Below are 23909 nucleotides of genomic sequence, written 5' to 3'. Positions count from 1 at the left end.
GCTGCGCGAGCGGTGCCAACGATGTCAACGAACCCGCCGGTTCCTGTCCGGCAGGACAACCCGAAAGGCGGGGTCAGCTGCCGCCGGCGATGAAGCCGCGCACGGAGTTCGCGACGAGCTCGACGGCGATGGCCGCGAGCAGCAGGCCGGCCACCTTGGCCAGCAGCGTGATGCCGCTTTCCTTGATCAGCCGGATGACGACGCCGGAGTAGCGCATGCAGATGTAGATCACGAAGTGCGTCATCACGATCGCCAGCGCCAGCGCGATGTACGCGCCGATGTGGCCGTCGGCCTGGCGGACGAACACGATGGTCGCGGCGATCGCGCCCGGCCCGGCCAGCAGCGGCGTGCCGAGCGGGACGAGCGCGACGTTGACGTCCTCGGCGGCCGCCTCGGGTTCGTGGCCGCTGCCGGTGAGCAGCTGCAGGGCGATGAGCAGGAGCAGCAGGCCGCCGGCGCCCTGCAGCGCCGGGATGCCGATGCCGAGGTAGGCGAGGATCGCCTGGCCCGCGACCGCGAACAGGCTGATGACCAGCAGCGACACGAGGACGGCCTGCCGCGCGGCGCGGGCGCGGACGGCCATCGGCTTGCGGCCGACGAGGCTCAGGAACACCGGCACCGTGCCGGGCGGGTCCATGATGACGATCAGGGTGATCGTCGCGCTCATGAAGAGCTTCGCGTCGAAGACGTCGGCGATCGCCATGTCAGCCCTTCACGACCTGGAACCCCGTCGCCCGCGAGACGAGCTCCTCGAGCTGCCCGGGGTCGGTGGTGCACTCGCCGAGCGCGATCGTCTTGTTCGTGCCGTGGTAGTCGCTCGACCCGGTGACGAGCAGGCCGAGCTCGCCGGCCAGCGCGCGGGTGCGGGCCCGCGTCGGCGCGTCGTGGTTCGGGTGGTCGGCTTCGACGCCGGTGAGGCCGTGTTCGGCCAGGCCGGCGAGGGTGTCTTCACTGATCGTGGCGCCACGGCTGAAGGCGAAGGGGTGCGCGATGACCGTGACGCCGCCGGCCGCGGCGATCATGTCGATCGCCTCTTCGACCGGGGTGTCGCGGCGGGCGACGTAGTAGCCGCGGCGCGGGCTGAGGTAGTCGGCGAAGGCCTCGTCGACGGACTTGACCAGCCCGGCGCGGACCAGCGCCTGGGCCAGGTGCGGGCGCCCGGGCGGGGAGTCCTCGGGCAGCAGGCCGAAGATCTCGTCGGCGTCGACGGGGAGGCCGTCGGCGGCCATCCGCTCGGCCATCCGGCGCAGCCGCGTGCGGCGCTCGACGCGCAGCCGGGTCTGCTCGGTGACGACCGCCTCCGACGTCGGGTCGAAGAGGTAGGCGAGCAGGTGGACGCTGATCTGGCGCCCGGTTTCGGGATCGATCGACACCGTGGAGAGCTCGGCGCCGGGGACGAGGGTCAGCCCTGGCGGAATGGCCTCGGAAGCGGGCGCCCAGCCCGCGGTGGTGTCGTGGTCGGTGATGGCGACGACGTCGAGCCCGGCTCTCGCCGCGGCGGCGACGAGACCGGCCGGCGTGTCGGTGCCGTCGGAAGCGGTGGAGTGGGCGTGCAGGTCGATGCGCATCGGGTCCATTGTCGACGATGCGCTAGGTCACAGCTGCGGCGGGATGAGTCAGCCGACCGGCTTCTTGCCCCGGGCCGCCCGCTGGGCCTTGATCATGGAGAAGCGCTCGGCCTGCTTCTGCTTGTCGCCGAAGACCAGCTCCGAGATCGTGTCGTAGAACTCTTCGGGCCGCGGCAGGTAGTCGATCCGGTTCAGTGCCTGGATCTGACCGGCGGACTCGACGACCATCGTGCCGTAGCCCATCATGCGGCCGGTGGCGGTGCGCACGTAGCTGAGGTCGGTGACCTTGCTGATCGGCATCATCAGCACCTTGGTGGTGAACACCCCGGTGGTCATGACGAACCGCTTGTCGGTGACCACCAGCCGCTCGACCCACCACTCCATCACCTGGTAGGCGAACCGCAGCACGACGAGCAGCGCCACGTACCAGAGGATGTTCTGGCCGATGTACAGCGCCGGTGGCAGCAGGTAGGACACCAGGACGCAGACGGCCAGCAGGGCGGCCGCCTCGAAGGTGTCCCACAGCAGCACCGCCCAGTGGCGGCGGATCCGGATGACCCGCCGCTCGGTGTCGAGGAGGTACTCGTCGGGGTCGCGTGGCGCGAACATGGTTCGAGGGTAGCCCCCGATCAGCCCTTGAACACGTTGCTGACGAAGGTGATCACCGATTCGGCCGAGCTGCGCAGGAAGTCGACGATGTTGCCGACAAGGCCCGCGGCCTGACCCGGCTGGGCAATGACGAAGAACAGCACCAACGCGATACCGGCGAGGCCCGCAATCTTCTTCACGTTCACCGCGATCAAATCCCGTCTCTTACGGTGACACCGGACAACAGCAGAAATCCTGACTTTTTACGTTGTACCGCACTGAACAGGCGCTGGGGAGGTAAGTCCCGCGCTTGGGTCAGCACGCGGTCCGAAGTGTACCGTACGGCTACTCTCCGTGTACAGGACATCCGTTTTCAGTTCGGTCACGTCTACCCTTCGGGCATGGACAGCCCCGTCGGCACCACAATCCGCTGCGTAGGCGGCATCGCGTACGACACACGCGGCCGTTTGCTGCTCATCCGGCGCCGGAACGACCCTGGTTCGGGGCAGTGGTCGCTGCCGGGTGGCCGAGTGGAACCGGGCGAAACAGACAAAAAGGCGGTCATCCGGGAACTCTCCGAGGAGACCGGGCTCGACGTGATTCCCGGCACACTCGTGGGGTCGGTGACCAGGGGCCCCTACGAAATCTTCGACTACGGGTGCGAAGTGGCCGGCGGGGTGCTCACGGCGGGTGACGACGCGACGGACGTCCGTTGGTCCGATGCGGCAGACCTGAAAGCGCTCGAGGCGGCGGGGGAGCTGGTGGATCTCCTGTACGTGACGCTCCGCGACTGGAAAGCGCTCCCCCGCGCCTGACTACAGCGGCAACCAGGTCATCCGCTGCCCGTGCGGGGCGGTTCGCGCCAGGGCGTGGGCCTCCGCCTTCCCGTCTTCCCACCGCACGACGCCCAAAGTCGCGAGCCCGTCGGCCCCGGAGAGGTCCGAACGGCCCGGCAGCACGATCTCGAGCCCGGCGCCGTAGAACTCCTCCGACACCCACCACACCGGCCGCGAAGCCGCCAGCGAAGCCAGCCCCTCGACGAACTCCGCACGCCGCTCAGGCGGGAAATACGCCAGCGCGTGGCTCGTCACCACGACCAGCGGCCCCTCCAGCGTGGCGGCCGCCGAGGCGAGGCCGGAAACGCCGTCGCCCTCGATCAGCCGGGGCCGGTGCTTCGCCTGCTCCGCCGCCGCCGTGCGCAGGAGCCGGATGCGGTCCGGCTGGTCGGCCCAGACGCACGCCTCCAGCCACGCCAGCTCGTCTTCGTCCGACAGATCCACCGGCGCCCGGTCCAGGCCCGCCCGGTCGAGGATCGCGAGTTTCTTCGGCAGCTTCGGCGCCACCGCGCCCGGCGCGAGGTCCAGCGCGCAGTGCAGCCCGACCGCGGCCTTCGCCGGGCCCGCCGTCAGCTGCTCGCCGCCGTCGCACTGGTAGCGGTAGCCGAAGCGGTCCAGCCCCAGCAGGAGCCCCGCGCTGCAGCCGACCTCCAGCAGCGAAACCTTCCCGCCCGCTTCCTTCGCCGCCCGCGCCACGCCCGGGTACAGCAGCGCCGCGCGGCGGACCTCGTTCGTCTGCGTGTACCGCGCCGAAATCAACGCGCGGGCCTTCTCGGCCCGCTCCAGCAGGAACGACCGGAACAGCGGCCAGGTCTCCGAATCGACGCCGTCGAAGCCGCCCAGGGACGGGTAGTACCGCGACAGCGGGTGGATCGGGTCGGCCTGGACCAGCCGGTGCGCGGTCGCCATCAGCAGCGTCCCGCGGACTTCGCCGTCACGCGCGGCCGACAGCAGCCCGGCGACGTCGTCGTCCTCCGCCGCCTGCAGCGCGAGGTGCTCGTACAGCGGCGACACCCCGCGCGCCTCGACTTCCGCGAACGTGCGCAGTACGCCCTTGATCCCGTCCAAGTCCATCAGAGCCTCATTCGTGCGGCACCGGCCGGCCCGGCTGCTCCCCGCCCCGGGTCTCGCCGTAGGAACGCTTCGGCACCATCACCTTCCGGCGGAAGGTGCACACGATCAGGCCGTCCTGCTTGTAACCGCGCGTTTCGACGTACACGACGCCGCGGTCGTCCTTGGACTTCGACGGCGTCTTGTCCAGCACCTCGGTCTCGCCGTAGATGGTGTCGCCGTGGAACGTCGGCTTGACGTGCTTGAGGGACTCGACCTCGAGGTTCGCGATGGCCTTGCCGGAGACGTCGGGCACGGACATGCCCAGCAGCAGCGAGTAGATGTAGTTGCCGACCACGACGTTCTTGCCGAAGTCGGTGGTCTCCTCGGCGTAGTGCGCGTCGAGGTGCAGCGGGTGGTGGTTCATGGTGAGCAGGCAGAACATGTGGTCGTCGTATTCGGTGACCGTTTTGCCCGGCCAGTGCTTGTAGACCGCACCGACCTCGAACTCCTCGTAGTACCGACCGAACTGCACTCGTCTCTCCCGTTCCGCGTAACACCGCGTGAGGCTGGTACGACACGCATCCGTAGTGAGGAGTACCCTCAACCATTGGTTCTCGCGCGTCAACGCGAGCCCCACCACTCTGCACTCTCAACTGCGGTGCACCCGGCCCGAAGGAGGTGAGGAACCCCGATGAGTAGTGGCGATAGTCCGCTCCCTAGTAGTCCCAGCGTTCCCACCTCACGGGTCGTCTCCAGGTAGGCCTTCTCTCTTCCCGGGAACGCTGGTGTCGCCGGGCGGACGCGTTCCGCCCCTGGTCAGTCGTCTCGCACGACCAACGCACGACGCCCAGGAGATCCCATGCCTGCCATTCCCTCGCTCGGCGGCCTGCGCGGCCGCGGCAACAAGGGCGCCGCTCCCGTCCGGCCGGTCCCGGTGCCGCTGTCCGCGTACGTCGTGGACTGCGCGGTGTACGTCGCGGGCGAGCGCCTGCCCGGCCGCTGGACGCACACCGAAGCGATCAAAGAGGTCCGGAAGCGGCACGAGGGGTTCGTCTGGATCGGGCTGCACGAGCCCGACTCCAACCAGATCCAGGGCATCGCGGAGACGTTCGGGCTGCACGAGCTGGCGGTCGAGGACGCGCTCGAAGCGCACCAGCGGCCGAAGCTGGAGCGCTACGACGACACGCTGTTCCTCGTGGTGAAGACCGTCCGGTACGTCGAACACGAATCACCCACCACGGCGAACGAGATCGTCGAGACCGGTGAGCTCATGGTGTTCCTCGGCCGGGACTTCGTGATCACCGTCCGCCACGGGAACCACTCGGGCCTGGCGCGCCTGCGCCGCGAGCTGGACGACGACCCCGAGCGCCTGCAGCTGGGGCCGGCCGCGGTCGTGCACGCGATCGCCGACCACGTCGTCGACCACTACCTCGACGTCACGGGCCGGATCGAAAACGACATCGACGTCATGGAAGCGCAGGTCTTCGCGCCGCGCTCGCAGATCAGCGCCGAGCAGATCTACCTGATGAAGCGGGAGGTCCTCGAGCTGCGCCGGGCGGTGATGCCGCTCGCGACGCCGGTCCAGCGCCTGGCCGAGGGCTACACGCGGCTGGTGCCGGACGAGGTCCGCTCGTACTTCCGCGACGTCGCCGACCACCTCACGACCGTGTCCGAGCGGGTGGCGGCGTTCGACGAGCTGCTGTCCACCCTGGTCGACGCGACGGTCGCGAAGATCTCGCTGCAGCAGAACACCGACATGCGCAAGATCACGTCGTGGGCGGCGATCATCACCGTGCCGACGATGATCGCGGGCATCTACGGGATGAACTTCGACTACCTGCCCGAGCTGCACTGGAAGTTCGGGTACCCGCTGGTGATCACGGTCATCCTCGGGATCTGCCTGTTGCTGTACCGAATATTCCGGAAGAACGGCTGGCTCTAGGTCCCCTCTTCCCCCACTGGAGTGTTCGTGATGCCTCGCATGCTGTCCAACCTCAAGTTCTGGGCGCTCGCGCTCAGCCTCGTCTGGATCTTCGTCATCACTTTCGTCATCGTCGCCGACCCCGGGTTCGCGCACGGCATGAAATGACGGTCCCGGGTCGTACCCTGGGGCCATGCCGAAAGCGCTGGTCGTCTCCGACGAGGTCGACGAGCGGTTGTGGACCGACGCGGTCCGCACCGTCTCCGTCGACCTCGTCATCGGCGCCGGCGACCTCCCGTACGACTACCTCGCGTTCCTGGCCGGCGCGCTCGACGTGCCGTGCGTGTTCGTGCCCGGCAACCACGACCCGGACCTGAGCGGCTACACGCGCTACGGCGGGCTGTCCATGAAGGACGGTTTCCCGACGGCGTGGCCGGGCCCGGCGGGCGGCATCAACGCCGACGGCCGCGTCGTCGACGTCGCCGGCCTGCGGTTCGCCGGGCTCGGCGGCTCGATCCGCTACAACGACGGGCCGAACCAGTGGACCCAGCGCCAGCAGGCGCGCCGGGCCCGCGGCCTGGTGCGCCGCGCGCGGTGGCGGCGTCGTCGCGACGGCCGTGACGTCGACATCCTGCTGACGCATTCGCCGCCGCTGGACCTCGGCGACCGGGCGGACCCGCCGCACCGCGGGTTCGCGTGCCTGCACCGGACGATCGACGTGCTGCGGCCGAAGTGGTTGCTGCACGGGCACATCCACCCCCACGGCGAGCCGGTGCCGGACCGGGTCGTCGGCGAAACCCGGATCCGCAACGTGGTGGGCCACCGGATCATGGAGTTCTCATGAAAGAGACGGGGTTTCCCCGCGCGGACGCGGAGAACGACTTCCTCCGCGCGCGTCGGGGCCAAGTGCTCTCGCGGCTTTCGACGTGGCTGCGTCGCGAGCCCGACGACGTCAACATCATGCTGCCGTTCCACGAGGTGGTGGAGGCGCTCGGCTACCTGGGCGAGCACCGCATCGGGCTGCGGGTGATCAAACTGGACTCGATCGCGGGCACGGTCGACCGCAGCCGCGACTTCGACCGCCACTTCCGCCCGACCTCGGCCCGGGTGCGCGAGCGCTGGGAGCGCTTGGCCCTGGCGGCCCGCCGCGGCGAGGAGATCCCGCCGATCGAGGTGTACCGGGTGGGCGAGCTGCACTTCATCATCGACGGCCACCACCGCGTGTCGGTGGCGATCGCGCAGGGACTGTCCACAATAGAGGCTTCGGTCACGGTGGTCCGGACCAAGCTGAACCCGAGCGGCATCCGGCACCGGGGTGACCTGATCGTCAAGGACTATCGCCGGCTGTTCCTGGAGCGAGTGCCGCTGACGGGGCACGCGCGGGCGTCGGTGATCGTGTCGGACCCGTGGGACTACGCGAAGCTGGGCGAGCACGTGGAGGCGTGGGGCTTCCGGCTGATGCAGGACGAAGGGAAGTTCTGCGACCGCGCGAGCGTGGCCCAGCGGTGGTTCGACGAGGAGTTCGTGCCGGTGGTGGGCATGTTGCGGCAGGCGGGGTTGATCGGGGACCGGACGGACGCCGAGGCGTACATGTGGGTGGCGGCGGAGCGGTACCGGCTGATCCGCACGCACCGCTGGGACGACGAAGTCATCGAAACCCTCCGGTCCCGCCGGTCCTAGAAGGCCAACCCCGGCGTCAACGCCAGTTCCCGCACCTGGGCCTCCGTCAGCACCGGCTCCGGGCGTTGCTCCGGCAGCCGGACGTCCTTCTGCTCCAGCACCCCGCTGTTGTTCGACCAGAACACGACGTACCCCCAAGGCGCCGACAGCGCCGCGCGGTAGCTCAAGGCGCCCGATGTCCGGTCCGTGGTCAGCATCAGGCCGCCGGCGGGGAGCTGCTCCACCCCGCAGCTGATCTCGACCACTTCGGGGCGGCCGCAGCGGGGCACCGCCGAATTCGGCGCCGGGTACATCAGCACGTACACCGAGCCCGAACCCGACGCATCCGTCACCCGGACACCCAGGTGGAACAGGGCTTCTCGCGGGGCGCCACCCATCGGGTCGGCGATCAGGCGGAACGGATCCGATGGCGGGGTCTCCCCCGGAATCGTCAACCGCGTGATCCGAACGTCCGAAGGCAAGAGTGACCGCACCGCCTTGCCCACCACGCAGCTCAGCCGGTCGACCAGCGCCGACCGCGTGTTCACCGCCGTCGGGCACGGCGGCCCGGCCACCTGATCGCGGTGCGGCAGCACCACCACCGCCAAGCCCAAGGCGAGCACCACGACGACCAGAGCCGCCGCTCCCGTCAGCAAGTGCCGCCGGCGGGAAAGGCGCGCTGCCGAAAGAACAGCTTCGCCGCTGAGACCCAAAGGCGGTTCGCCCTCGGTCACGTACGCCGTCAAGGCGGATCGGACGTCTTCCATCACCGCTCCTCCGGCGTCGGCGCGGGCAGGGCCGCGCGTAGGGCTTCGACCCCGCGGGCCGTCTGGGACTTGACCGTGCCCTCGGCGACGCCGAGCAGCGAAGCGACCTCCGCCACCGGAAGGTCTTCGAGGAACCGCAGCACGACCATCGCGCGCTGCCGGGGCGTCAAGCCGGACAGCGCGCGCTCCACGTCGAGGCGCAGGGGCGTGTCCCGGCCCGGTGGTGACTCCGTCTCCGGAACAACTGCGGTCACGTATTCGCGGCCGGACGTGCGCCGCCCGGCGAGGAACAGGTTCAGCAGGATGCGGCGCGCGTACGCGTCCACCGTGTCCGGGCGGACGCGTCGCCAGCGCCGGTACAGCTGCACGAACATGGCCTGGACCAGGTCCTCGGCCTGGTGCCAGTCACCGCAGAAGGCGAACGCCACCCGGCGGAACCGCTGTACCCGCGCCGCGAAGTACTCGCTGAAATCGGAGTCTCTCGACGCCCCCACCCGGCCCTCCTTCGCACGCTTTCAGTCTTACTAGTGCGCGGAGGGCCGGGAAGGTTCAAGCGAATCTCACATGTGGATGGCGCCCGGGGCAGCTTCGCCCTTCGGGACGCCCGGGCGCAGCAGCAGGCCGCTCAGCAGCGCGCCGGCCGCGAAGATCACCGCCGCCCAGGTGAATGCCGTCGTGTAGCTCTCGATCGCCGCCTCGGCCGCCAGCTGCGGCGTGGGGACCTTGCCCGCGAGGTACGACGTCGCCGCGTTGCCGGCCAGCGTCGACAGCAGCGCCGTGCCGATCGAGCCGCCCACCTGCTGCATCGTGTTGACCGCCGCCGACGCGACGCCCGCGTCGTGTGCCTCGACGCCGAACGTCGCGACGCTCATCGCCGGTGCCATCGCCAGGCCGATGCCGAAGCCCATCACCAGCAGCGGGCCGAGCACGCCGGACGCGTACGTGCTCTCCAGGCCGATGCCGCTCAGCCAGAACAGGCCCACCGCGGCGATCGCCATGCCGGTCGGGACCAGCGGACGCGGGCCGAACCGCGGCAGCAGCACGGCCGTCGCCGTCGTCGCGGCCAGCATCAGCGTCGCCACCATGGGCAGGAACCCGAGGCCGCTCTGGATCGGCGTGAACTGCAGGTTCTGCTGCACGTAGAACGTCAGGAACAGGAAGATCGCGAACATGCCGATGGCCAGCAGGAACATCGCCAGGTAGGAGCCGCCGCGGTTGCGGTCCAGCAGGACGCGCAGCGGGAGCAGCGGGTGCGACACGCGCTGCTGCAGCCACACGAACACGCCCAGCAGCACGACACCGCCGGCCAGGAAGCCCCACACCGACGCCGACGACCACGAGTCCGACTCCGCGTTCGCGAAGCCGTAGACCAGCGCGAACAGACCGGCCGACGCGGTGACCGTGCCCGGCAGGTCGAGCTTCGGGCGCGGGCCGGCGTCCCGCTGGTTGCGCAGCAGGACCGAGCTGCCGACGAACGCGACGACCGCGAAGATGATGTTCACGAACATGCACCAGCGCCAGTCGAGGTACTCGGTGAGCACGCCGCCGAGCAGCAGCCCGACCGCCGCGCCGCCACCGCCGATGGCGCCGAACACGCCGAACGCGCGGCCGCGTTCCTTCGGGTCGGTGAACGTCGTGGTCAGCAGCGAAAGCGTGGCGGGCGCGAGCAGCGCGCCGAAGACACCCTGGGCCGCGCGCGCGATCAGCAGCATCTCGATGTTGGTCGCGAAGCCGCCGAGGGCGGACACCGCGGCGAAGCCGGCCAGGCCGACGAGCAGCGCGTTCTTGCGGCCGAACAGGTCGGCGAGGCGGCCGCCGAGCAGCAGCAGGCTGCCGAACGCCAGCGCGTACGCCGTGACGACCCACTGCCGCGCGTCGTTGGAGAAGCCCAGGTCGACCTGCGCGGACGGCAGCGCGATGTTCACGACGGTCGCGTCCAGCACGACCATCAGCTGCGCGATGCCGATCATCACCAGGATCAGCCATCTGCGGCTGTGGTGGGGGTTCTCGGCGGCGCGCGCGTCCCCCGGCGGCGCGACGGCGAGAGTGGATTCGGACATGGGTGTCCCCTCACTGGGAGTGATCAGGAAGCTATGTGGAGTAGGTATCTCCCCTTACGCGACCCAAGGTACACAAGAACCGGAGATGACGCCTCTACTTCAGGGGTTAGACTGGACGGCATGGCACGGGACGCTGGTCCCGCCGCACCGGCGCGGCCGCTGCGACGTGACGCTGAACTCAACCGCCGTCGCATCCTCGCGTCGGCCCGCGAAGTGTTCGGCCAACGTGGGCTCGAAGCCACGCTGGACGACATCGCTCACCACGCCGGCCTCGGCGTCGGCACGGTCTACCGCCGGTTTCCCAGCAAGGAACACCTGGTCGAGGCCATGTTCGCCGAGCGGATGGAAGAGATCGGCGATTTGGCCGCGGAAGCGCTGAAGGCGGAAGACGCCTGGCAGGCGTTCGTCGACTTCACGTGGAAAGCGGCCGAGATGCACTCCGCCGACCGCGGGCTGCGCGAGATCATGCTGTCCAACAAGTTCGGCCACGAGCACGTCGCCGAGGAAAAAGCCCGCATGGTGCCGTTGATCACACAGCTCGTCGAGCGGGCGCAGGCCGCCGGTGGGCTACGGGCGGATTTCGCCCCGTCCGACATGGCGCTCGTGCACATGATGGTCGGCTCGGTCGTGGAGTTCACGTGCGCGGTCGACCCGGACCTGTGGCGCCGCAGCCTCGGCATGCTGCTCGACGGACTCCGCGCCGAGCCCGGCAAGCCCTCCCAGCTGCCCCGCCCGCCGCTCGACGAGCAGGAGATCGACCGCGCGATGTCCTGCTGGCGCCCCTGATGGGGTGATCGGCGCGGGATCCCGGCGCCGCCCTCCCGCCCGGACACTGCACCCCGCGCGATCATGGTGACGGGGAGGTGCGGTGGCGTACTACAGCGTTCCGGCGATCCGGCGGCTGCAGCTGGGCCGGGAGCTGAAGGCCTGGCGGGAGAAGGCCGGCCTGACGCTGGAGCAAGCGGGCGGCGACTTGGACATCTCCAAGAGCACGCTCTCGCGGATGGAGAAGGGGCAGGGCGCGATCCATCCGCTGCACGCGCGGGCGATGGCGGAGCTGTACCGGTTACCTGAGGACGATCTCGTGCGGGTGGTCGACATCGCGCGGGAGGCGAAGCGGCCCAACCAGAACCGGATCGAGGGGGTGTCGGTCAACAGCTACCCGGCGCTCGAGGCGGAGGCGGTTTCGGTCCGCAACTTCGAGGTCGCGACGGTGCCCGGCCTGTTGCAGACGGAGGACTACGCCGCGGCCTTCTTCGCCGAGAGCGGCACTCGCGAGCGCAACCGGAACCTCAACGTACGCATGCACCGCGCGAAGCGGCTTCACACCGAAGAGCCGCTCCAGCTCCACACGATCATCGATGAGGTGGCTCTCCGCCGCCGCATCGCGAAGCCCAGCGCCCTGGTGGCGCAGATGCTGCACATTGTCGAGCTCTCCGAGCTCGACAATGTGCGGGTGCAGGTGGTTTCGGCGGCGGCAGGAGTGCACCCGGGCCTGCGGGGCGCCTTCTCGGTGCTCCGGTTCCCGGAGGACACCATCACCGACCTCGGCTACGTGGACCACGCGGGCGGCCACCTGCAGCTGGTGAAGCAGACCCAGGTCGCCGAGCTCATCCGCCAGTTCCGCAAGCTGAGTAGGATGGCCCTCGGCGAAAGCGAGTCGAGAGATCTCGTTTTCGCGCTGGCCAACGAGATGAGCGCATGAGGTGAGCTGTGGAACTGGCTTGGCGCAAGAGCAGCTACAGCGGCGACGAGAACCAAGCCTGTGTCGAGGTGGCGTTCGCATGGCGGAAGAGCAGCTACAGCCAGGGCGAAAACACCGCTTGCGTCGAAGTCGCCTTCGCTTCCCGCACTTCTCCGGCCGTGGCGGTGCGGGACTCGAAGGATCCCTCCGGCCCGCACCTCACCGTCGCCCCCTCTTCGTGGCGCGGCTTCCTCACCTCCGTCACTCCGACGGAATGATCGCCCACATGATCAGGTAAGCCACGAACTGCGGCCCGGGCAGCAGGCACGACAGCACGGCCAGCAGCCGCACGGTGCTCGTCTTCATGCCCCACCGCTGGGCGAGACCCGCGCACACACCGCCGATCATGCGGCCGTAGCGGGGACGGGACAGCCGTCGGGTGACCGGTGCGCTCATCGTCATTTCCCTTTCCTCGAAGTTCCGATATCTCCACTTCACCACCGGAGTACCCGCTTCCGCATCGCCCGCGCGAAGGATCGCTCCCTTAGGGGACGGCAAAAGCGAAAAACGTTCGGACGGCCGCGCGAAACGCCGGAAACCGGGCCGTACTCCGATGACCTGCGCCTTCTCCGTCCGAGGCTGGGAAAATACTGAGAGATGTCCCCGTCAGGGCTGGATTTTCCGTGCGATGCGGTGATACTGGCTCACCGTGTACCCGCGTCCGAAACCGTTGGTCGTCGCGATGCTCGGCGCCTTGCTCGCCGCCGGGTGCGCGACCACCCAGGCCGCTCCCGAACCGTCTTCGGGGCCGACGCCGCTGACCGCGTCCGCCGCGCTCGGGGACTACGCGACCGTCGACTACTGCAGCCTGCTCGACGTGCCCGCCGTGGCGCCCGGTGCCGTCGAGACGCCGACGTTCGAGACCTGCCGGGCCGACGCCGGCGGGCGCACGATCCTCGTCGGGCCGCTGGCCTTCGACTCCGACCCGAACATCCGGCCCTACGAATACCCCGGGCCGGTGCCGGACGGCGTCGCGGTGCAGCAGTCGATGTTCAACGACCGCAGCGCGTGCACCCGCGCGATCACCTTCGCCGACGGCAACCGGCTCGACCTGTCTGTCACCGACGCCGGCGACGACCAGGCCGCGCGCTGCGGCGTCGCGGACGCGGCGGTCGGCTCGGCGCTGGCCGCGATCACCTCGAACAAGGTCGGGCGGCTGACGTTCCCGGACCGCTCGTGGGGCCTGGTGGCACCGTGCGTGCTGCTGGACAAACCCGATCTCGAAGCGGTCGCGGGCGCGGGCAGCCGGCCGGCGACGGGACTGTCCGGGCACAGCTGCATCCGCGGCAAGGTGAGCTTCAAGCTGACGGTCCAGACGGACGAGCCGTCGGCACCGCCCGAGACGCTCGGCGGCCGCCCGGCCGTCGTCCGGCTGTCGGGCGCGTTCTGCCTGGTCGACACGACGCAGCCGGCGCCGGGCCTGCCGGGCCGTCGCGAACTGGCGGAACTCAGTGTCGTGGAGACGGCGGGCACCGCGGGCGACGGCACCTGCGCCCAGGCCCGCACCGCGGCGACCGCGATCTTCCCGCTCCTCCCGCGGGCGTAGGAGCTTTTTCGCGGTGGCTGTCGGATCGCGTCGCGCCCGTTCGTTGCCGGGGTGAGAACACCTCAAGCCGGAACGGAGTCCGCCATGACCGCGACCTACACCTTCGACGTCTTCGCCAGCCTCGACGGCTTCGGCAGTCACCACGGCGACTGGGGCGGTTACTGGGGCAAGCAGGGCCCTGAACTGCTCGCCCACCGCCTCGACCAGTACCGCGAAGACCAGCGGATGGTGTTCGGTGCCAGGACCTTCCGGGTCAACACCGAGCTGCTCGCCGGAGACGACGAAGCGTTCGACCCGTGGGTCCGCCGGCTGCGGGTGCTGCCGGCCACGGTCGTCTCGAGCACGCTGCGCGGCCCGCTGGACTGGCCCGACGCGACCGTCGTGAGCGGCGACGCCGTGGACGTAGTGGCTCGCCTCAAGGAGGAGTCCGACGTGCCTTTGCGCTCGCACGGCAGCCTGGCGCTGAACCGCGCGCTGCTGGCCGCCGGGCTGATCGACCGCGTCCAGGTGACGGTCTTCCCGGTGCTCACCGGCAAGTCCGGCGACGACCCGATCTTCGCGGGCGTCGAGGACTTCGACCTCGAGCTCCTCGAGACCCGGACGCTCGACGGCCGCACCCAGGAACTCGTCTACCGCCCGACCCGGCACCCCTGAAACGCCGTGAAGGCCACCTTGCGTTCCTCAAGGTGGCCTTCACGAACTCGTGCTCAGTCCTCGTAAGTGAGGTTCTTGCCGTTCGCGGGGTCGAACAGCTTGATCTTGTCCGCGTCGTACCAGACTTCGAGGTCCGCGTTCTCCGCCGCGGACGACTCCGCCGACAGCCGGGCCACGATCTGGGACTCCGCGCCCGGGACGTCGGACGAACCGCTGTCCGCGGCCAGCTCCGCCAGCTCCTCGGACGTCGCCACGTCGCCTTCCAGCGTGAAGTGGGCGAACTTCTCCGAGCCCATCGACTCCAGCACGTCGATGTGCGCGGTGAACGTGGCGCCGCCAGACTTCTGGCCGGCCTCGACCAGCGCCGCGTCCTCGAAGTGCTCCGGCCGGATGCCGACGATCAGCTCACGCGGGGCGTTCGCCTTCTCGACCAGCTGCCGGACGCGGTCCGTCAGCGGCGTCGTGCCCAGGGCACTGCGCAGCTCGTTGTTCTCCAGCGTCGCCGGGACGAAGTTCATCGACGGCGAGCCGATGAACCCGGCCACGAACAGGTTCGCCGGGTTGTCGTAGAGGAACTGCGGCGCGCCGATCTGCTGCACGTACCCGCCGCGCAGCACCACGACCCGGTCGCCCAGCGTCATGGCCTCGGTCTGGTCGTGCGTGACGTACAGCGTCGTCGTGCCGAGCTGCTTCTGGATCTTCGACACCGACGTGCGCATCTGGCCGCGCAGCTTGGCGTCCAGGTTGGACAGTGGTTCGTCCATCAGGAACGCCTTGGGGCTGCGGACGATCGCCCGGCCCATCGCGACGCGCTGCCGCTGGCCACCGGAGAGGTTGGCCGGCTTGCGGTCGAGGTGCTGGGTCAGGTCGAGGATCTGCGCCGCCTCCTCGACCTTCGCCCGGACGGTCTTGTCGTCGACCTTCGCCAGCCGCAACGGGAACGCCATGTTCTCCCGGACGCTCATGTGCGGGTAGAGCGCGTAGGACTGGAACACCATCGCGATGTCCCGGTCCTTCGGGGCCTTCTCGTTGACGCGCTTGCCGTCGATGCGCAGCTCGCCGGAGGAGATGTCCTCCAGGCCCGCCACCATGTTCAGCGTCGTCGACTTCCCGCAGCCGGACGGGCCCACGAGGATGATGAACTCGCCGTCGGCGATGGTGATGTCCACTTCGGACACCGCGAGCGCGCCGTCGGGGTACTTCTTCGACACCTTGTCGAGGACGATTTCAGCCATGACTACCCCTTCACCGCACCGGAGGTCAGCCCCGCCACGATGCGACGCTGGAAGAACAACACGAACACAATGATCGGGATGGTGATCACGACCGCGGCCGCGCTCACCTGCCCGGTCGGGTCCTCGAACTGTGAAGACCCGGTGAAGAACGACAGCGCCGCCGGCACCGTGCGCGACGCCGTGGTCGACGTCAGCGAGATGGCGAACAGGAAGTCGTTCCAGCAGAAGATGAACACCAGGATCGCGGTGGTGAACACGCCCGGCGCGGCCAGCGGCGCGATCACCCGCCGGAAGGCCTGGGCCGGCGTCGCGCCGTCCATCTTCGCCGCCTTTTCCAGCTCCCACGGGATTTCGCGGAAGAACGCCGACAGCGTGTAGATCGACAGCGGCAGGGCGAACGTGATGTACGGCAGGATCAGGCCCGGCCAGGTGTCGAACAGGCCCAGGTTCCGCTCGATGTTGAACAGCGGCGTCACCAGCGACACCTGCGGGAACATCGCGATCAGCAGCGAGAGCCCGACGAGCAGCTGCTTGCCGGGGAACTCCAGCCGCGCGATCGCGTACGCGGCCATCGTGCCCAGCACCACCGCGATCAGCGTCGAGATGATCGCGATGCCGATCGAGTTCACCAGCGCCAGCAGGAACTCCGACGTCTGGAAGATGTCCGCGTAGTTCTGCCAGGTCCACGACTGCGGGATGAACGACCCGTCGGTCAGCGTGTCCTTGGTCTTGAACGACAGCGAAACGACCCAGAGCACCGGCACCAGCGCGAACACCAGCACGAGGATGTCGACCAGGCCCCACCTGACTTTGCGGCCCGTCGTGACGGTTCCCATCACCATCAGCGCTTACCCCCGTCGTCCGAACCCGGTGCGGCCGTGCCGAACACCTTGATGAAGATGAAGGCGATGATCGCCACGGTGATGAAGATCAGCACCGCCATCGTCGACCCGATCCCGAGGTTGAGGCCCTTGACCAGGTTGTCGTAGGTCTGCATGGACACCGAGCCGGTGTCCTGCGCGCCGCCGGTGAGCACGTAGATGTTGTCGAAGATCCGGAACGCGTCGAGCGTGCGGAACAGCAGCGCCACCAGGATCGCCGGCTTCATCACCGGCAGCATCACCTTCGTGAACCGCTGCCACGCGCTCGCGCCGTCCATCGCCGCGGCCTTGAGCAGGTCGTCCGGCACCAGCGCGAGGCCGGCCATCAGCAGCAGCGCCATGAACGGCGTGGTCTTCCACACCTCGGCGCCGATGATGATGAACATCGACGGCCACTGGTCGGTCAGCGGCGCCGCGTCCGCGGCCAGCCAGTTCGCCAGGTAGCCGGTCTTCGGCGTCCACGCGTAGTACCACGAGAACGCCGCGACGACCGTGACGATGCCGTACGGGATCAGGGCGACCGTGCGGACCAGGCCGCGGCCGACGAGCGTCCGGTGCATGACCAGCGCCAGCGCCATGCCGAGCACGAACTCGATGGCCACCGACACGACGGTCAGGAACATCGTGGTGCCGAACGCCGTCCACCAGTACGAATTGGACAGTACGGCCGCGTAGTTGTCGAAGCCGACGAACTGCTGCTGCGCCGGGAACCTGAGGTCGTACCGCTGCAGCGACAGCCAGATCGAGTAGACGATCGGGTAGCCGGTGACCGCGATCATCACGACGAACGCGGGCGCGCACAGCCACAGCCCGAGCCGCCGCTCGGCCTTCTTCCCTTCGGAGAGGGCGGGCTTGCCCTTCTTCTTGTGCGACACGGGTTCCGGTGCCGCAGTGGCTCCCGCCGTGGTCGGGTCCTGGACGGTCACGGGATCACTCCCTTCGACTGGAGAGCGTCGTTGAGCTGCTCGCGCAGCTTGTCCGCGGTGGCCTTCGGATCGATTTCGGCCGGCGGTGACAGGACTTTCGACATCACCGTCGACATGTTCTGGTACGCCGGGGTCAGCGGCCGCACGGCGGCGTCCTTCAGCGCGTCCAGGATGGAGTCGCGCATCGGGTACTTGAGCGCCATGTTCGGGTTGTCGGCGCCCGCCGGCTTCGACGGGTCGAGCGGCGTGTCGTTGTGGTACACCGATTCGATGGTCGGCGGCACACCGTCGTTGATCGCCGAGAACTTCTGGTTCTCCGCGCTCCGCAGGCACAGCGCCGCTTCGTACGCCTCGGGCTTGTGGGCCGACAACGAGCTGACCGCGAGGTCGTACCCGCCGATCGTGGTCTTGGCCGGGGTGCCGGCCTGCGCCTCGGGGTAGACGGCCCACTTCATGTGCTGGACGTCCTGCGGCTTGTCCTTGGCGTAGGAGGCGTAGACGAACGGCCAGTTCAGCTCGAACGCGGCGTCACCGCGCTGGAACGTCTGCCGGACGTCGTCCTCCTTCGAGTTGGTCAGCGACGGGTCGGTGATCCCCGACCCGGAGATCTGCTTCAGCAGCGCGAGCGCCTTCACCGCGCCTTCGTCCATCACGACGGACTTGCCGTCGTCGGACAGGATGTGCCCGCCCATGGACTCGACCAGCGTGTTGTAGAAGACGACGAGTCCTTCGTACTGCGCGCCGGTGAAGACGATGCTGTACGGCTTGCCCTGCGCCTTCAGGTCCTTGGACTTCTGGATCATCTCCTCCCACGTCTTGGGCGGGATCGGGGTGATCCGGTCGTCGTACCAGAGCAGCTGGATGTTCGTGTTCTTCGGGGCCGCGTAGAGCTTCCCGTTGTAGGTCGCCGTTTCCAGCGGCCCCGCCAGGACGCCCTGCGACGCCGCGGCCTTGTTCTGGTCCTTCCACTCGTCGATCCAGCCGGCTTCGGCGAACTCCGAAACCCAGGTCACGTCGAGACCCAGGACGTCCATCGCGGTGTCACCCGCGGCGAGCCGTCTGGCCATCTGCAGCCGCTGGTCGTCCGAGCCGCGTTGCAGTTTGTTGTAGACGATCTCGTACTTCCCGTTCGCCGCCGCGTTGCAGTTGTCGACGACTTTCTGGAAGCTGTCCTCGGGCGCGTAGTAGACGTTGATCTTCAGGCCGCCACCCGATCCGCAACCGGCCAGCATGCCGGTCACCAAAGCCCCTGCCCCCAGCAGGACCGCGGTGCGGCCGGGCGAGCGTCCCCGTTTGCCCGCGCCGATCCTCTTCCCCATCAGGCCTCCTCACCCGCGTGCACGCCGGTTACCGCGGTGCCCGGCGGGCACCACGACGCGATGAGGCGAAACCGCGCCAGCACCCCGACGTGCTAGTGCTCGGGCCGCCGCGCTGGTTGGGCGAGGCCGCCCGACTGGTGTCGGACAACTTATGCCGGGCGATCACACCCCGCAAGCAGTATCGGTAACGATTCAGCCCACTGCAGCTCGAACTGTGATTTTCCCCTGATAATGGCGGCTTTTTTCAGGTCGTCGCCGGGGGTGGTTTGAGGGCGAGCTTGGCGAGCAGCTCCCGGCCCTGTTCGGCCGTGCGCGGCTGGCACAGGACGTCGTAACGGCCGGCGACGAGCTGGCTCGCCGAGGAGAAGTCCCGCCGCCCGCGGGACATGCTGTACCCGATGGCGGCGAACATCAGCCCGGAGAGGACACCGAGCACGAGCCCGGTCAGCAGCTGCAGCGCGAAGCCCTGGTTGACGAACAGGCCGAGCAGCAGCCCGGCGAAGAGGCCGAACCAGGCGCCGGAGACGGCACCGGTGCCGAGCACGCGGCCCCAGGACAGCTTTCCGATGACCCGTTCGACGAGCATCAGGTCCACCCCGACGATCGTGACGTCGCTGACGGCGAACTCGCTGTCCGCGAGGAAGTCGACGGCCTGCTGCGCCTCGCCGTAGGTCGCGTACGACCCGATCGGCCAGCCGGTCGGCGGGGTCGGCAGCCGTGGCAGGTTGCCGGGCGCCCGGCTCCCGCCGAAGGGACTACTCACCATCATCACCTGCGCACTCGTGGGTCTGGGCGTCCATCTTGTCAAGAACGCCCGGACCGTGCGAGCCGCTTACCCCGAAAGGCCGGACGCCCCACCATGTCGACAAGTCGCTTCGCACTTTCCCTGATTAAGTTACGTCCGCGGGGCCTCCGGACGCATCTTTCTCGACGAAAGTGGCGACCTCAGCCGCGGGACTTGTACTCGCGCAGCAGACCGCGGGAGATGATCGTCTTCTGGATCTCGCTCGTGCCCTCGCCGATCAGCAGGAACGGCGCCTCGCGCATCAGCCGCTCGATCTCGTACTCCTTCGAGTACCCGTACCCGCCGTGGATGCGGAACGAGTCCTGCGTGACCTCCGCGCAGTACTCCGACGCGATCAGCTTCGCCATCCCCGCCTCGACGTCGTTGCGCTCGCCGGAGTCCTTGAGCCGGGCCGCGTTCACCATCATCAGGTGCGCCGCCTCGACCTTCGTCGCCATCTCGGCCAGCTTGAACGCCACCGCCTGGTGCTCCGCGATCGCCTTGCCGAACGTCTTGCGCTGCTGGGCGTACTCCACCGCCAGCTCGAACGCCCGGATCGCGATGCCGCACGCCCGCGCCGCGACGTTCACGCGGCCGACCTCGACACCGTCCATCATGTACGCGAAGCCCTTGCCCGGCGCCTCGCCGAGCACCATGTCGGTTCCGATGCGGTAGCCGTCGAAGACCGCTTCGGTCGTGTCGACGCCCTTGTAGCCCATCTTGTCGATCTTGCCCGGGATGGTCAGGCCCGGCGCCACCTCGCCGAAGCCCTCCGGCTTCTCCACGAGGAACGTCGTCAGGTTCTGGTGCGCCTTCTCGGCACCCTCGTCCGTCTTGACGAGCAGCGCGATCAGGTTGGACGAGCCGCCGTTGGTCAGCCACATCTTCGAGCCGTCGATGACGTAGCCGTCACCGTCACGACGGGCGCGAGTCTTGATCGCCGCGACGTCCGACCCGAGGTCCGGCTCCGACATCGAGAACGAGCCGCGCACCTCGCCGGTCGCCATCCGCGGCAGGAAGTGCTGCTTCTGCGCTTCGGTGCCGTGGCGGGAGATCATGTGCGCCACGATGAAGTGGGTGTTGATCACGCCGGACACGCTCATCCAGCCCCGCGCGATCTCCTCGACCACGAGCGCGTAGGTCAGCAGCGACTCGCCGAGCCCGCCGTACTCCTCCGGGATGGTGATCCCGAACAGGCCCATCTCCTTCATGCCCTCGACGATGTCCGCGGGGTAGGTGTCGGAGTGCTCGAGCTCCTGCGCGTGCGGGATGACCTCCTTGTCCACGAACGAGCGGACGGTCGCGAGGATCTCCGACTGCACGTCGGTCAAGCCGGCGGTCTGGGCGAGACGGGCCATCACGGCTCCCTTTCCGGTTGCGACGCCGGCTCCCGGCGCTGGGTTACCGGTGAGTATGACCCGAATCCCCCAACCCTGCTATGAGGGCGCTCACGCTCCGCGCCGTAGAGTCCGGCGGGGAGGAAGCCGATCTTGAGCCACCCGTACGACCCGGACGACCCCTTCGGCAGGCGGTCCCCGGTGAGCACTCCCCCGCCGGACCCCGGCGAGCCGGGCCCGGGGCTCGCGGCCGGAGCGCTGCTCTGCTCGATCGCCGGCGTCGCGGGGTGCCTGCCGGCGGGGTTCGCGGGCATCGTCCTGGGCCACGTCGCCCACCGCCGGGCCCAGCGCGGCGAAGCCACCGGCCGGGGCATGGCGATCGCCGCGTTCGCCGTGGGCTACCTCGGGATCGTGCTGAACGTCGTCGCGCTCGTGCTGCTCTTCCGGCTCGGCGTCGCGCACGGGCTCCTCCGCTGAGGAGGCTAAATTGAGGCTCAGCACGCATCGAGGGGACCCGCCATGACCGACCCGTCCGGGGACAACGACCGTCCGGCCGTGTCCTACGACCCGCCGCCCACCGCGGATCCGGCGCCCTACACGCCGGAGAACTACGACCCGCCGGCGAGCGACAACACGCTCCCCGAGCCGCCGGCGCCGGAGCCGGTCGCCCCCGAGCTGCCGCCCGGGTCGTTCGAGACCCCGGCCGCGCACATCCCCGGCACGCCGTACGCGGCGCCGGGACAACCGATCTACCAGCCGCCCCCGCCGGCCTACGGTCAGCCGTACGGCGGCCCGGCGCCCTACGTCCAGCCGCCGTACGTGCCGGGTCCGCCGCAGCGGCAGGACAACGCGCTGGCGATCGGCGCGCTGGTCTGCTCGATCCTCGGCTTCTGCTCCGGCATCACGGCGATCGCCGGGCTGATCATGGGCCACGTCGCGCTGAGCAAGACCAACCGCGGCGAAGCGGGCGGCCGCGGGATGGCCACGGCCGCCGTGATCATCGGCTACGTCGTGATCGCGCTCTGGTTCAGCTTCTTCACGACGCTGATCGTCCTGGCCGCGAACGGCCAGCTGGACTAGTCGGCCGGCAGCACCGCGTCGCCGGGGCTGCGCGGCGACGGCGTCGCGTGGCCGTTCGCCTCCGGCTTGGTGTCCGTCAGCTCGAGTTCCGGCTCCGGCGCCCCCTGCGCCGCCGGAGCCGCCGGCTTGGGCGTCTGCGCGTCCAGGAACCGCAGCAGCTCGACCGGGAACGGCAGCACCAGCGTCGAGTTCTTCTCCGACGACACCTGCACGACCGTCTCCAGCAGCCGCAGCTGCAGCGCCGACGGGGTGTCGGCCATCCGCGCCGCGGCCTGCGCGAGCTTGTGCGACGCCTGCAGCTCACCGTCGGCGGAGATGACGCGCGCGCGCCGTTCCCGCTCCGCCTCGGCCTGCCGCGACATCGAGCGCTTCATCGCCTCCGGCAGCGCGACGTCCTTGATCTCGACGCGGTCGATGTGGATGCCCCAGTCCAGCGCCGGGCTGTCGATCATCAGCTCCAGACCCTCGTTGAGGCGTTCGCGGTTGGAGAGCAGGTCGTCGAGGTCGCTCTTGCCGATGATCGAGCGCAGCGACGTCTGCGCGACCTGGCCGACCGCCGACCGGTAGTCCTGGACGTTGACCGCCGCGACGACCGGGTCGATGACCTTGAAGTAGACGACCGCGTCGACCCGGACCGTGACGTTGTCGCGGGTGATGCCGTCCTGGGCGGGCACCGGCATGGTCACGATCTGCATGTTGACCTTCTGCAGGCGGTCCGCGAACGGCACCAGCACCATCAGCCCGGGCTCCGCGACCCGCGACCGCACCCGGCCGAACCGGTAGACCAAACCGCGCTCGTACTGCTTCACCACGCGCACGCTCGACGCGAGCCACACCCCGCCCGCGAGGACGACGGCGCTGAGGATCTCCACCACCATGGCTGCTCCCGGGGTTGCGTTTTCCCCTGAAAACCCAGCGTACGCCCGCGACGACCATGACGAAATGCGCTGGACCGGGCCGCCAGACTGGGGTGGTGAACGATCTCCGCGTCCCGCCGCTGTTCGCCGCTCGCGCGCCCCGGGTGCTGGGCCCCGGCGCCGTCCCGTGGCTGGCGGCCCTGCCGGACCTCGCCGCCGGGTACGCGCGGAAGTGGGGCCTGACGTTCGACGGCGAGGCGATGCACGGCTACGTCGGCGTGGTCCAGCCCGCGCGGCTGCCCGACGGCACGCCGGTGGTGCTGAAACTGGGCTGGCGCGACGAAGAATCGGCCGACGAGCCGCTCGCACTGTCCACCTGGGCCGGCCGGGGCGCGGTGCTGCTGCTGGAGTCCGCGCCGGACGACGGCGTCCTGCTGCTCGAACGGCTCGACGCCGGCCGCACCCTCGACGACCTTCCGCTGCGCTCGGCGATCCCGCTCATCGGCGGCTTGGCGCGGCGCTTGGCCGTCCCCGCTCCGACGTCGATGCGGCGGCGGTTGCGCGCCGAAGCCGCGGCGCTGGCCGAGGAACTCCCCCGCCGCTGGGCCGAGCTCGGCGAGCCGTTCGAGAAGCGGCTGGTCGACGACGCCGTCGCGATCTGCCGCGAGCTGGGGCCGTCGGCGGGCGAGCTGCTGGTGAACGAGGACCTGCACTTCCAGAACGTCCTGGCCGGCACGCGCGAGCCGTGGCTGGTCATCGACCCCAAGCCGCTGGCCGGCGACCTCGAGTGGGGCGTGATCCCGTTGTTCTGGAACCGCTTCACCGAGTCCACACTGGACGAACGGTTCGCGCTGATCGTCGCTTCGCACGAACTGGACGCGGCGAAGGCGCGCGCGTGGACGCTCGTGCGAGCCGTGCAGAACTGGATCTGGATGGTCGAGGAGCACCTCGAATCCGGCGAAGAAAGCGACGACCCGGCGTTCGTCACAGTGACATCCGGGGCTTCGCCCCGGGCCGGGGGCTCCGCCACCCGGACCCCCGAAATAAGTCGGGTGGCGGAAATCGCTCCTTGGGCGGCCAGCCGATAGTGTCAG

General features: G+C 69.3%; 29 protein-coding genes. 12 read left to right on the top strand and 17 right to left on the bottom strand.

What is annotated here, in order from left to right; translation table 11 throughout:
- Positions 1-73: 73 nt before the first annotated feature.
- From ABFJ78_RS30690 to ABFJ78_RS30675, 4 genes are read right to left on the bottom strand one after another with little or no spacing between them, the layout of a single operon-like run.
- Complete coding sequence (locus tag ABFJ78_RS30690; protein WP_372672227.1) at positions 74-703, bottom strand: MarC family protein; 630 nt, start codon at positions 701-703, stop codon at positions 74-76.
- A gap of 1 nt (position 704) precedes the next feature.
- Entirely contained in the window at positions 705-1568 is an 864-nt protein-coding gene (locus tag ABFJ78_RS30685; RefSeq protein WP_436390037.1) for a PHP domain-containing protein, read from the bottom strand.
- Between the two features lie 48 nt (positions 1569-1616).
- Complete coding sequence (locus ABFJ78_RS30680; RefSeq protein ID WP_072481681.1) at positions 1617-2177, bottom strand: PH domain-containing protein; 561 nt, start codon at positions 2175-2177, stop codon at positions 1617-1619.
- Positions 2178-2197: 20 nt separating this feature from the next.
- Positions 2198-2362: a hypothetical protein gene (locus ABFJ78_RS30675; RefSeq protein ID WP_167379843.1), complete on the bottom strand. Its 165-nt coding sequence runs from the start codon at positions 2360-2362 to the stop codon at positions 2198-2200.
- A gap of 195 nt (positions 2363-2557) precedes the next feature.
- Between ABFJ78_RS30675 and ABFJ78_RS30670 the strand changes: the two genes are divergently transcribed.
- Positions 2558-2971 carry an NUDIX domain-containing protein gene (locus tag ABFJ78_RS30670; protein WP_436390036.1) on the top strand — a complete coding sequence of 138 codons (414 nt, stop codon included), beginning with the start codon at positions 2558-2560 and terminating at the stop codon, positions 2969-2971.
- On the opposite strand, the gene ABFJ78_RS30665 is transcribed toward ABFJ78_RS30670, so the two are convergent.
- Both ABFJ78_RS30665 and ABFJ78_RS30660 read right to left on the bottom strand, forming a co-directional pair.
- The gene (locus ABFJ78_RS30665) at positions 2972-4066 is read right to left on the bottom strand and encodes a DUF2332 domain-containing protein (RefSeq protein ID WP_436390035.1); all 1095 of its coding nucleotides are present in this window, start codon (positions 4064-4066) and stop codon (positions 2972-2974) included.
- 7 nt (positions 4067-4073) lie between these two features.
- Positions 4074-4577: a MaoC family dehydratase gene (locus ABFJ78_RS30660; protein ID WP_372672231.1), complete on the bottom strand. Its 504-nt coding sequence runs from the start codon at positions 4575-4577 to the stop codon at positions 4074-4076.
- A gap of 327 nt (positions 4578-4904) precedes the next feature.
- On the opposite strand from ABFJ78_RS30660, the gene corA reads away from it, so the two are divergent.
- From corA to ABFJ78_RS30645, 3 genes are all read left to right on the top strand, one after another.
- Positions 4905-5987, top strand: a complete 1083-nt coding sequence (gene corA, locus ABFJ78_RS30655) for a magnesium/cobalt transporter CorA (protein ID WP_436390034.1) — start codon at positions 4905-4907, stop codon at positions 5985-5987.
- A 172-nt stretch (positions 5988-6159) separates the two neighbouring features.
- Complete coding sequence (locus ABFJ78_RS30650; RefSeq protein WP_436390033.1) at positions 6160-6810, top strand: metallophosphoesterase family protein; 651 nt, start codon at positions 6160-6162, stop codon at positions 6808-6810.
- Positions 6807-7646 carry a chromosome partitioning protein ParB gene (locus ABFJ78_RS30645; protein WP_436390032.1) on the top strand — a complete coding sequence of 280 codons (840 nt, stop codon included), beginning with the start codon at positions 6807-6809 and terminating at the stop codon, positions 7644-7646. Before ABFJ78_RS30650 ends, ABFJ78_RS30645 begins: the two co-directional genes overlap by 4 nt.
- On the opposite strand, the gene ABFJ78_RS30640 is transcribed toward ABFJ78_RS30645, so the two are convergent.
- The 3 genes from ABFJ78_RS30640 to ABFJ78_RS30630 form a co-directional block, all read right to left on the bottom strand.
- Entirely contained in the window at positions 7643-8392 is a 750-nt protein-coding gene (locus ABFJ78_RS30640) for a hypothetical protein (RefSeq protein WP_436390031.1), read from the bottom strand. The two genes, ABFJ78_RS30645 and ABFJ78_RS30640, sit on opposite strands and share 4 nt — an antisense overlap.
- Positions 8392-8886 (bottom strand): SigE family RNA polymerase sigma factor, encoded by a 495-nt coding sequence (locus tag ABFJ78_RS30635; protein WP_436390030.1) that lies wholly within the window; start codon positions 8884-8886, stop codon positions 8392-8394. Before ABFJ78_RS30635 ends, ABFJ78_RS30640 begins: the two co-directional genes overlap by 1 nt.
- A 66-nt stretch (positions 8887-8952) precedes the next feature.
- On the bottom strand, positions 8953-10452 hold the full coding sequence (locus ABFJ78_RS30630) for an MFS transporter (protein WP_436390029.1): 1500 nt from the start codon (positions 10450-10452) through the stop codon (positions 8953-8955).
- 120 nt (positions 10453-10572) lie between these two features.
- Here ABFJ78_RS30630 and ABFJ78_RS30625 point away from each other — a divergent pair, with 120 nt between their 5' ends.
- The 3 genes from ABFJ78_RS30625 to ABFJ78_RS30615 all read left to right on the top strand — a co-directional run bounded on the left by ABFJ78_RS30625 (position 10573) and on the right by ABFJ78_RS30615 (position 12414).
- The gene (locus ABFJ78_RS30625) at positions 10573-11238 is read left to right on the top strand and encodes a TetR/AcrR family transcriptional regulator (RefSeq protein ID WP_436390028.1); all 666 of its coding nucleotides are present in this window, start codon (positions 10573-10575) and stop codon (positions 11236-11238) included.
- A gap of 82 nt (positions 11239-11320) precedes the next feature.
- Complete coding sequence (locus ABFJ78_RS30620) at positions 11321-12157, top strand: helix-turn-helix domain-containing protein (RefSeq protein WP_436390027.1); 837 nt, start codon at positions 11321-11323, stop codon at positions 12155-12157.
- 8 nt (positions 12158-12165) lie between these two features.
- Entirely contained in the window at positions 12166-12414 is a 249-nt protein-coding gene (locus tag ABFJ78_RS30615) for a DUF397 domain-containing protein (protein WP_436390026.1), read from the top strand.
- Here the strand turns inward: ABFJ78_RS30615 and ABFJ78_RS30610 are convergent.
- Positions 12398-12592 (bottom strand): PspC domain-containing protein, encoded by a 195-nt coding sequence (locus ABFJ78_RS30610; protein WP_372672240.1) that lies wholly within the window; start codon positions 12590-12592, stop codon positions 12398-12400. The genes ABFJ78_RS30615 and ABFJ78_RS30610 overlap by 17 nt on opposite strands.
- 286 nt (positions 12593-12878) lie before the next feature.
- Here ABFJ78_RS30610 and ABFJ78_RS30605 point away from each other — a divergent pair, with 286 nt between their 5' ends.
- Together ABFJ78_RS30605 and ABFJ78_RS30600 are read left to right on the top strand one after the other, a co-directional pair.
- Positions 12879-13742, top strand: coding sequence for a hypothetical protein (locus ABFJ78_RS30605; RefSeq protein WP_436390165.1), 864 nt, complete (start codon positions 12879-12881; stop codon positions 13740-13742).
- A gap of 84 nt (positions 13743-13826) precedes the next feature.
- Positions 13827-14396, top strand: a complete 570-nt coding sequence (locus ABFJ78_RS30600) for a dihydrofolate reductase family protein (protein ID WP_436390025.1) — start codon at positions 13827-13829, stop codon at positions 14394-14396.
- A 53-nt stretch (positions 14397-14449) separates the two neighbouring features.
- On the opposite strand, the gene ABFJ78_RS30595 is transcribed toward ABFJ78_RS30600, so the two are convergent.
- The 6 genes from ABFJ78_RS30595 to ABFJ78_RS30570 form a co-directional block, all read right to left on the bottom strand.
- Positions 14450-15631, bottom strand: coding sequence for an ABC transporter ATP-binding protein (locus tag ABFJ78_RS30595; protein WP_436390024.1), 1182 nt, complete (start codon positions 15629-15631; stop codon positions 14450-14452).
- Between the two features lie 2 nt (positions 15632-15633).
- On the bottom strand, positions 15634-16473 hold the full coding sequence (locus tag ABFJ78_RS30590) for a carbohydrate ABC transporter permease (protein ID WP_372672243.1): 840 nt from the start codon (positions 16471-16473) through the stop codon (positions 15634-15636).
- A complete protein-coding gene (locus ABFJ78_RS30585) occupies positions 16473-17438 on the bottom strand; it encodes a carbohydrate ABC transporter permease (protein ID WP_436390023.1) in 966 nt (321 codons plus the stop codon). The genes ABFJ78_RS30590 and ABFJ78_RS30585 overlap by 1 nt, the downstream gene beginning before the upstream one ends.
- Positions 17435-18757 (bottom strand): ABC transporter substrate-binding protein, encoded by a 1323-nt coding sequence (locus ABFJ78_RS30580; RefSeq protein ID WP_436390022.1) that lies wholly within the window; start codon positions 18755-18757, stop codon positions 17435-17437. Before ABFJ78_RS30580 ends, ABFJ78_RS30585 begins: the two co-directional genes overlap by 4 nt.
- 244 nt (positions 18758-19001) lie before the next feature.
- Positions 19002-19526: a general stress protein gene (locus ABFJ78_RS30575; RefSeq protein ID WP_372672246.1), complete on the bottom strand. Its 525-nt coding sequence runs from the start codon at positions 19524-19526 to the stop codon at positions 19002-19004.
- A gap of 176 nt (positions 19527-19702) precedes the next feature.
- Positions 19703-20899: an acyl-CoA dehydrogenase family protein gene (locus tag ABFJ78_RS30570; RefSeq protein WP_436390021.1), complete on the bottom strand. Its 1197-nt coding sequence runs from the start codon at positions 20897-20899 to the stop codon at positions 19703-19705.
- Between the two features lie 132 nt (positions 20900-21031).
- Here ABFJ78_RS30570 and ABFJ78_RS30565 point away from each other — a divergent pair, with 132 nt between their 5' ends.
- Together ABFJ78_RS30565 and ABFJ78_RS30560 are read left to right on the top strand one after the other, a co-directional pair.
- A complete protein-coding gene (locus ABFJ78_RS30565; RefSeq protein ID WP_436390020.1) occupies positions 21032-21355 on the top strand; it encodes a DUF4190 domain-containing protein in 324 nt (107 codons plus the stop codon).
- A 42-nt stretch (positions 21356-21397) separates the two neighbouring features.
- Complete coding sequence (locus tag ABFJ78_RS30560; protein ID WP_436390019.1) at positions 21398-21958, top strand: DUF4190 domain-containing protein; 561 nt, start codon at positions 21398-21400, stop codon at positions 21956-21958.
- Here ABFJ78_RS30560 and ABFJ78_RS30555 read toward each other — a convergent pair.
- The gene (locus ABFJ78_RS30555) at positions 21955-22836 is read right to left on the bottom strand and encodes a slipin family protein (RefSeq protein WP_436390018.1); all 882 of its coding nucleotides are present in this window, start codon (positions 22834-22836) and stop codon (positions 21955-21957) included. The two genes, ABFJ78_RS30560 and ABFJ78_RS30555, sit on opposite strands and share 4 nt — an antisense overlap.
- A gap of 92 nt (positions 22837-22928) precedes the next feature.
- Here ABFJ78_RS30555 and ABFJ78_RS30550 point away from each other — a divergent pair, with 92 nt between their 5' ends.
- Entirely contained in the window at positions 22929-23903 is a 975-nt protein-coding gene (locus ABFJ78_RS30550) for an aminoglycoside phosphotransferase family protein (RefSeq protein WP_436390017.1), read from the top strand.
- Positions 23904-23909 lie beyond the last annotated feature (6 nt).

Source organism: Amycolatopsis sp. MEPSY49 (genome assembly GCF_051337345.1).
Lineage (GTDB): Bacteria > Actinomycetota > Actinomycetes > Mycobacteriales > Pseudonocardiaceae > Amycolatopsis.
This window is presented reverse-complemented; position numbering and strand designations above follow the sequence as displayed.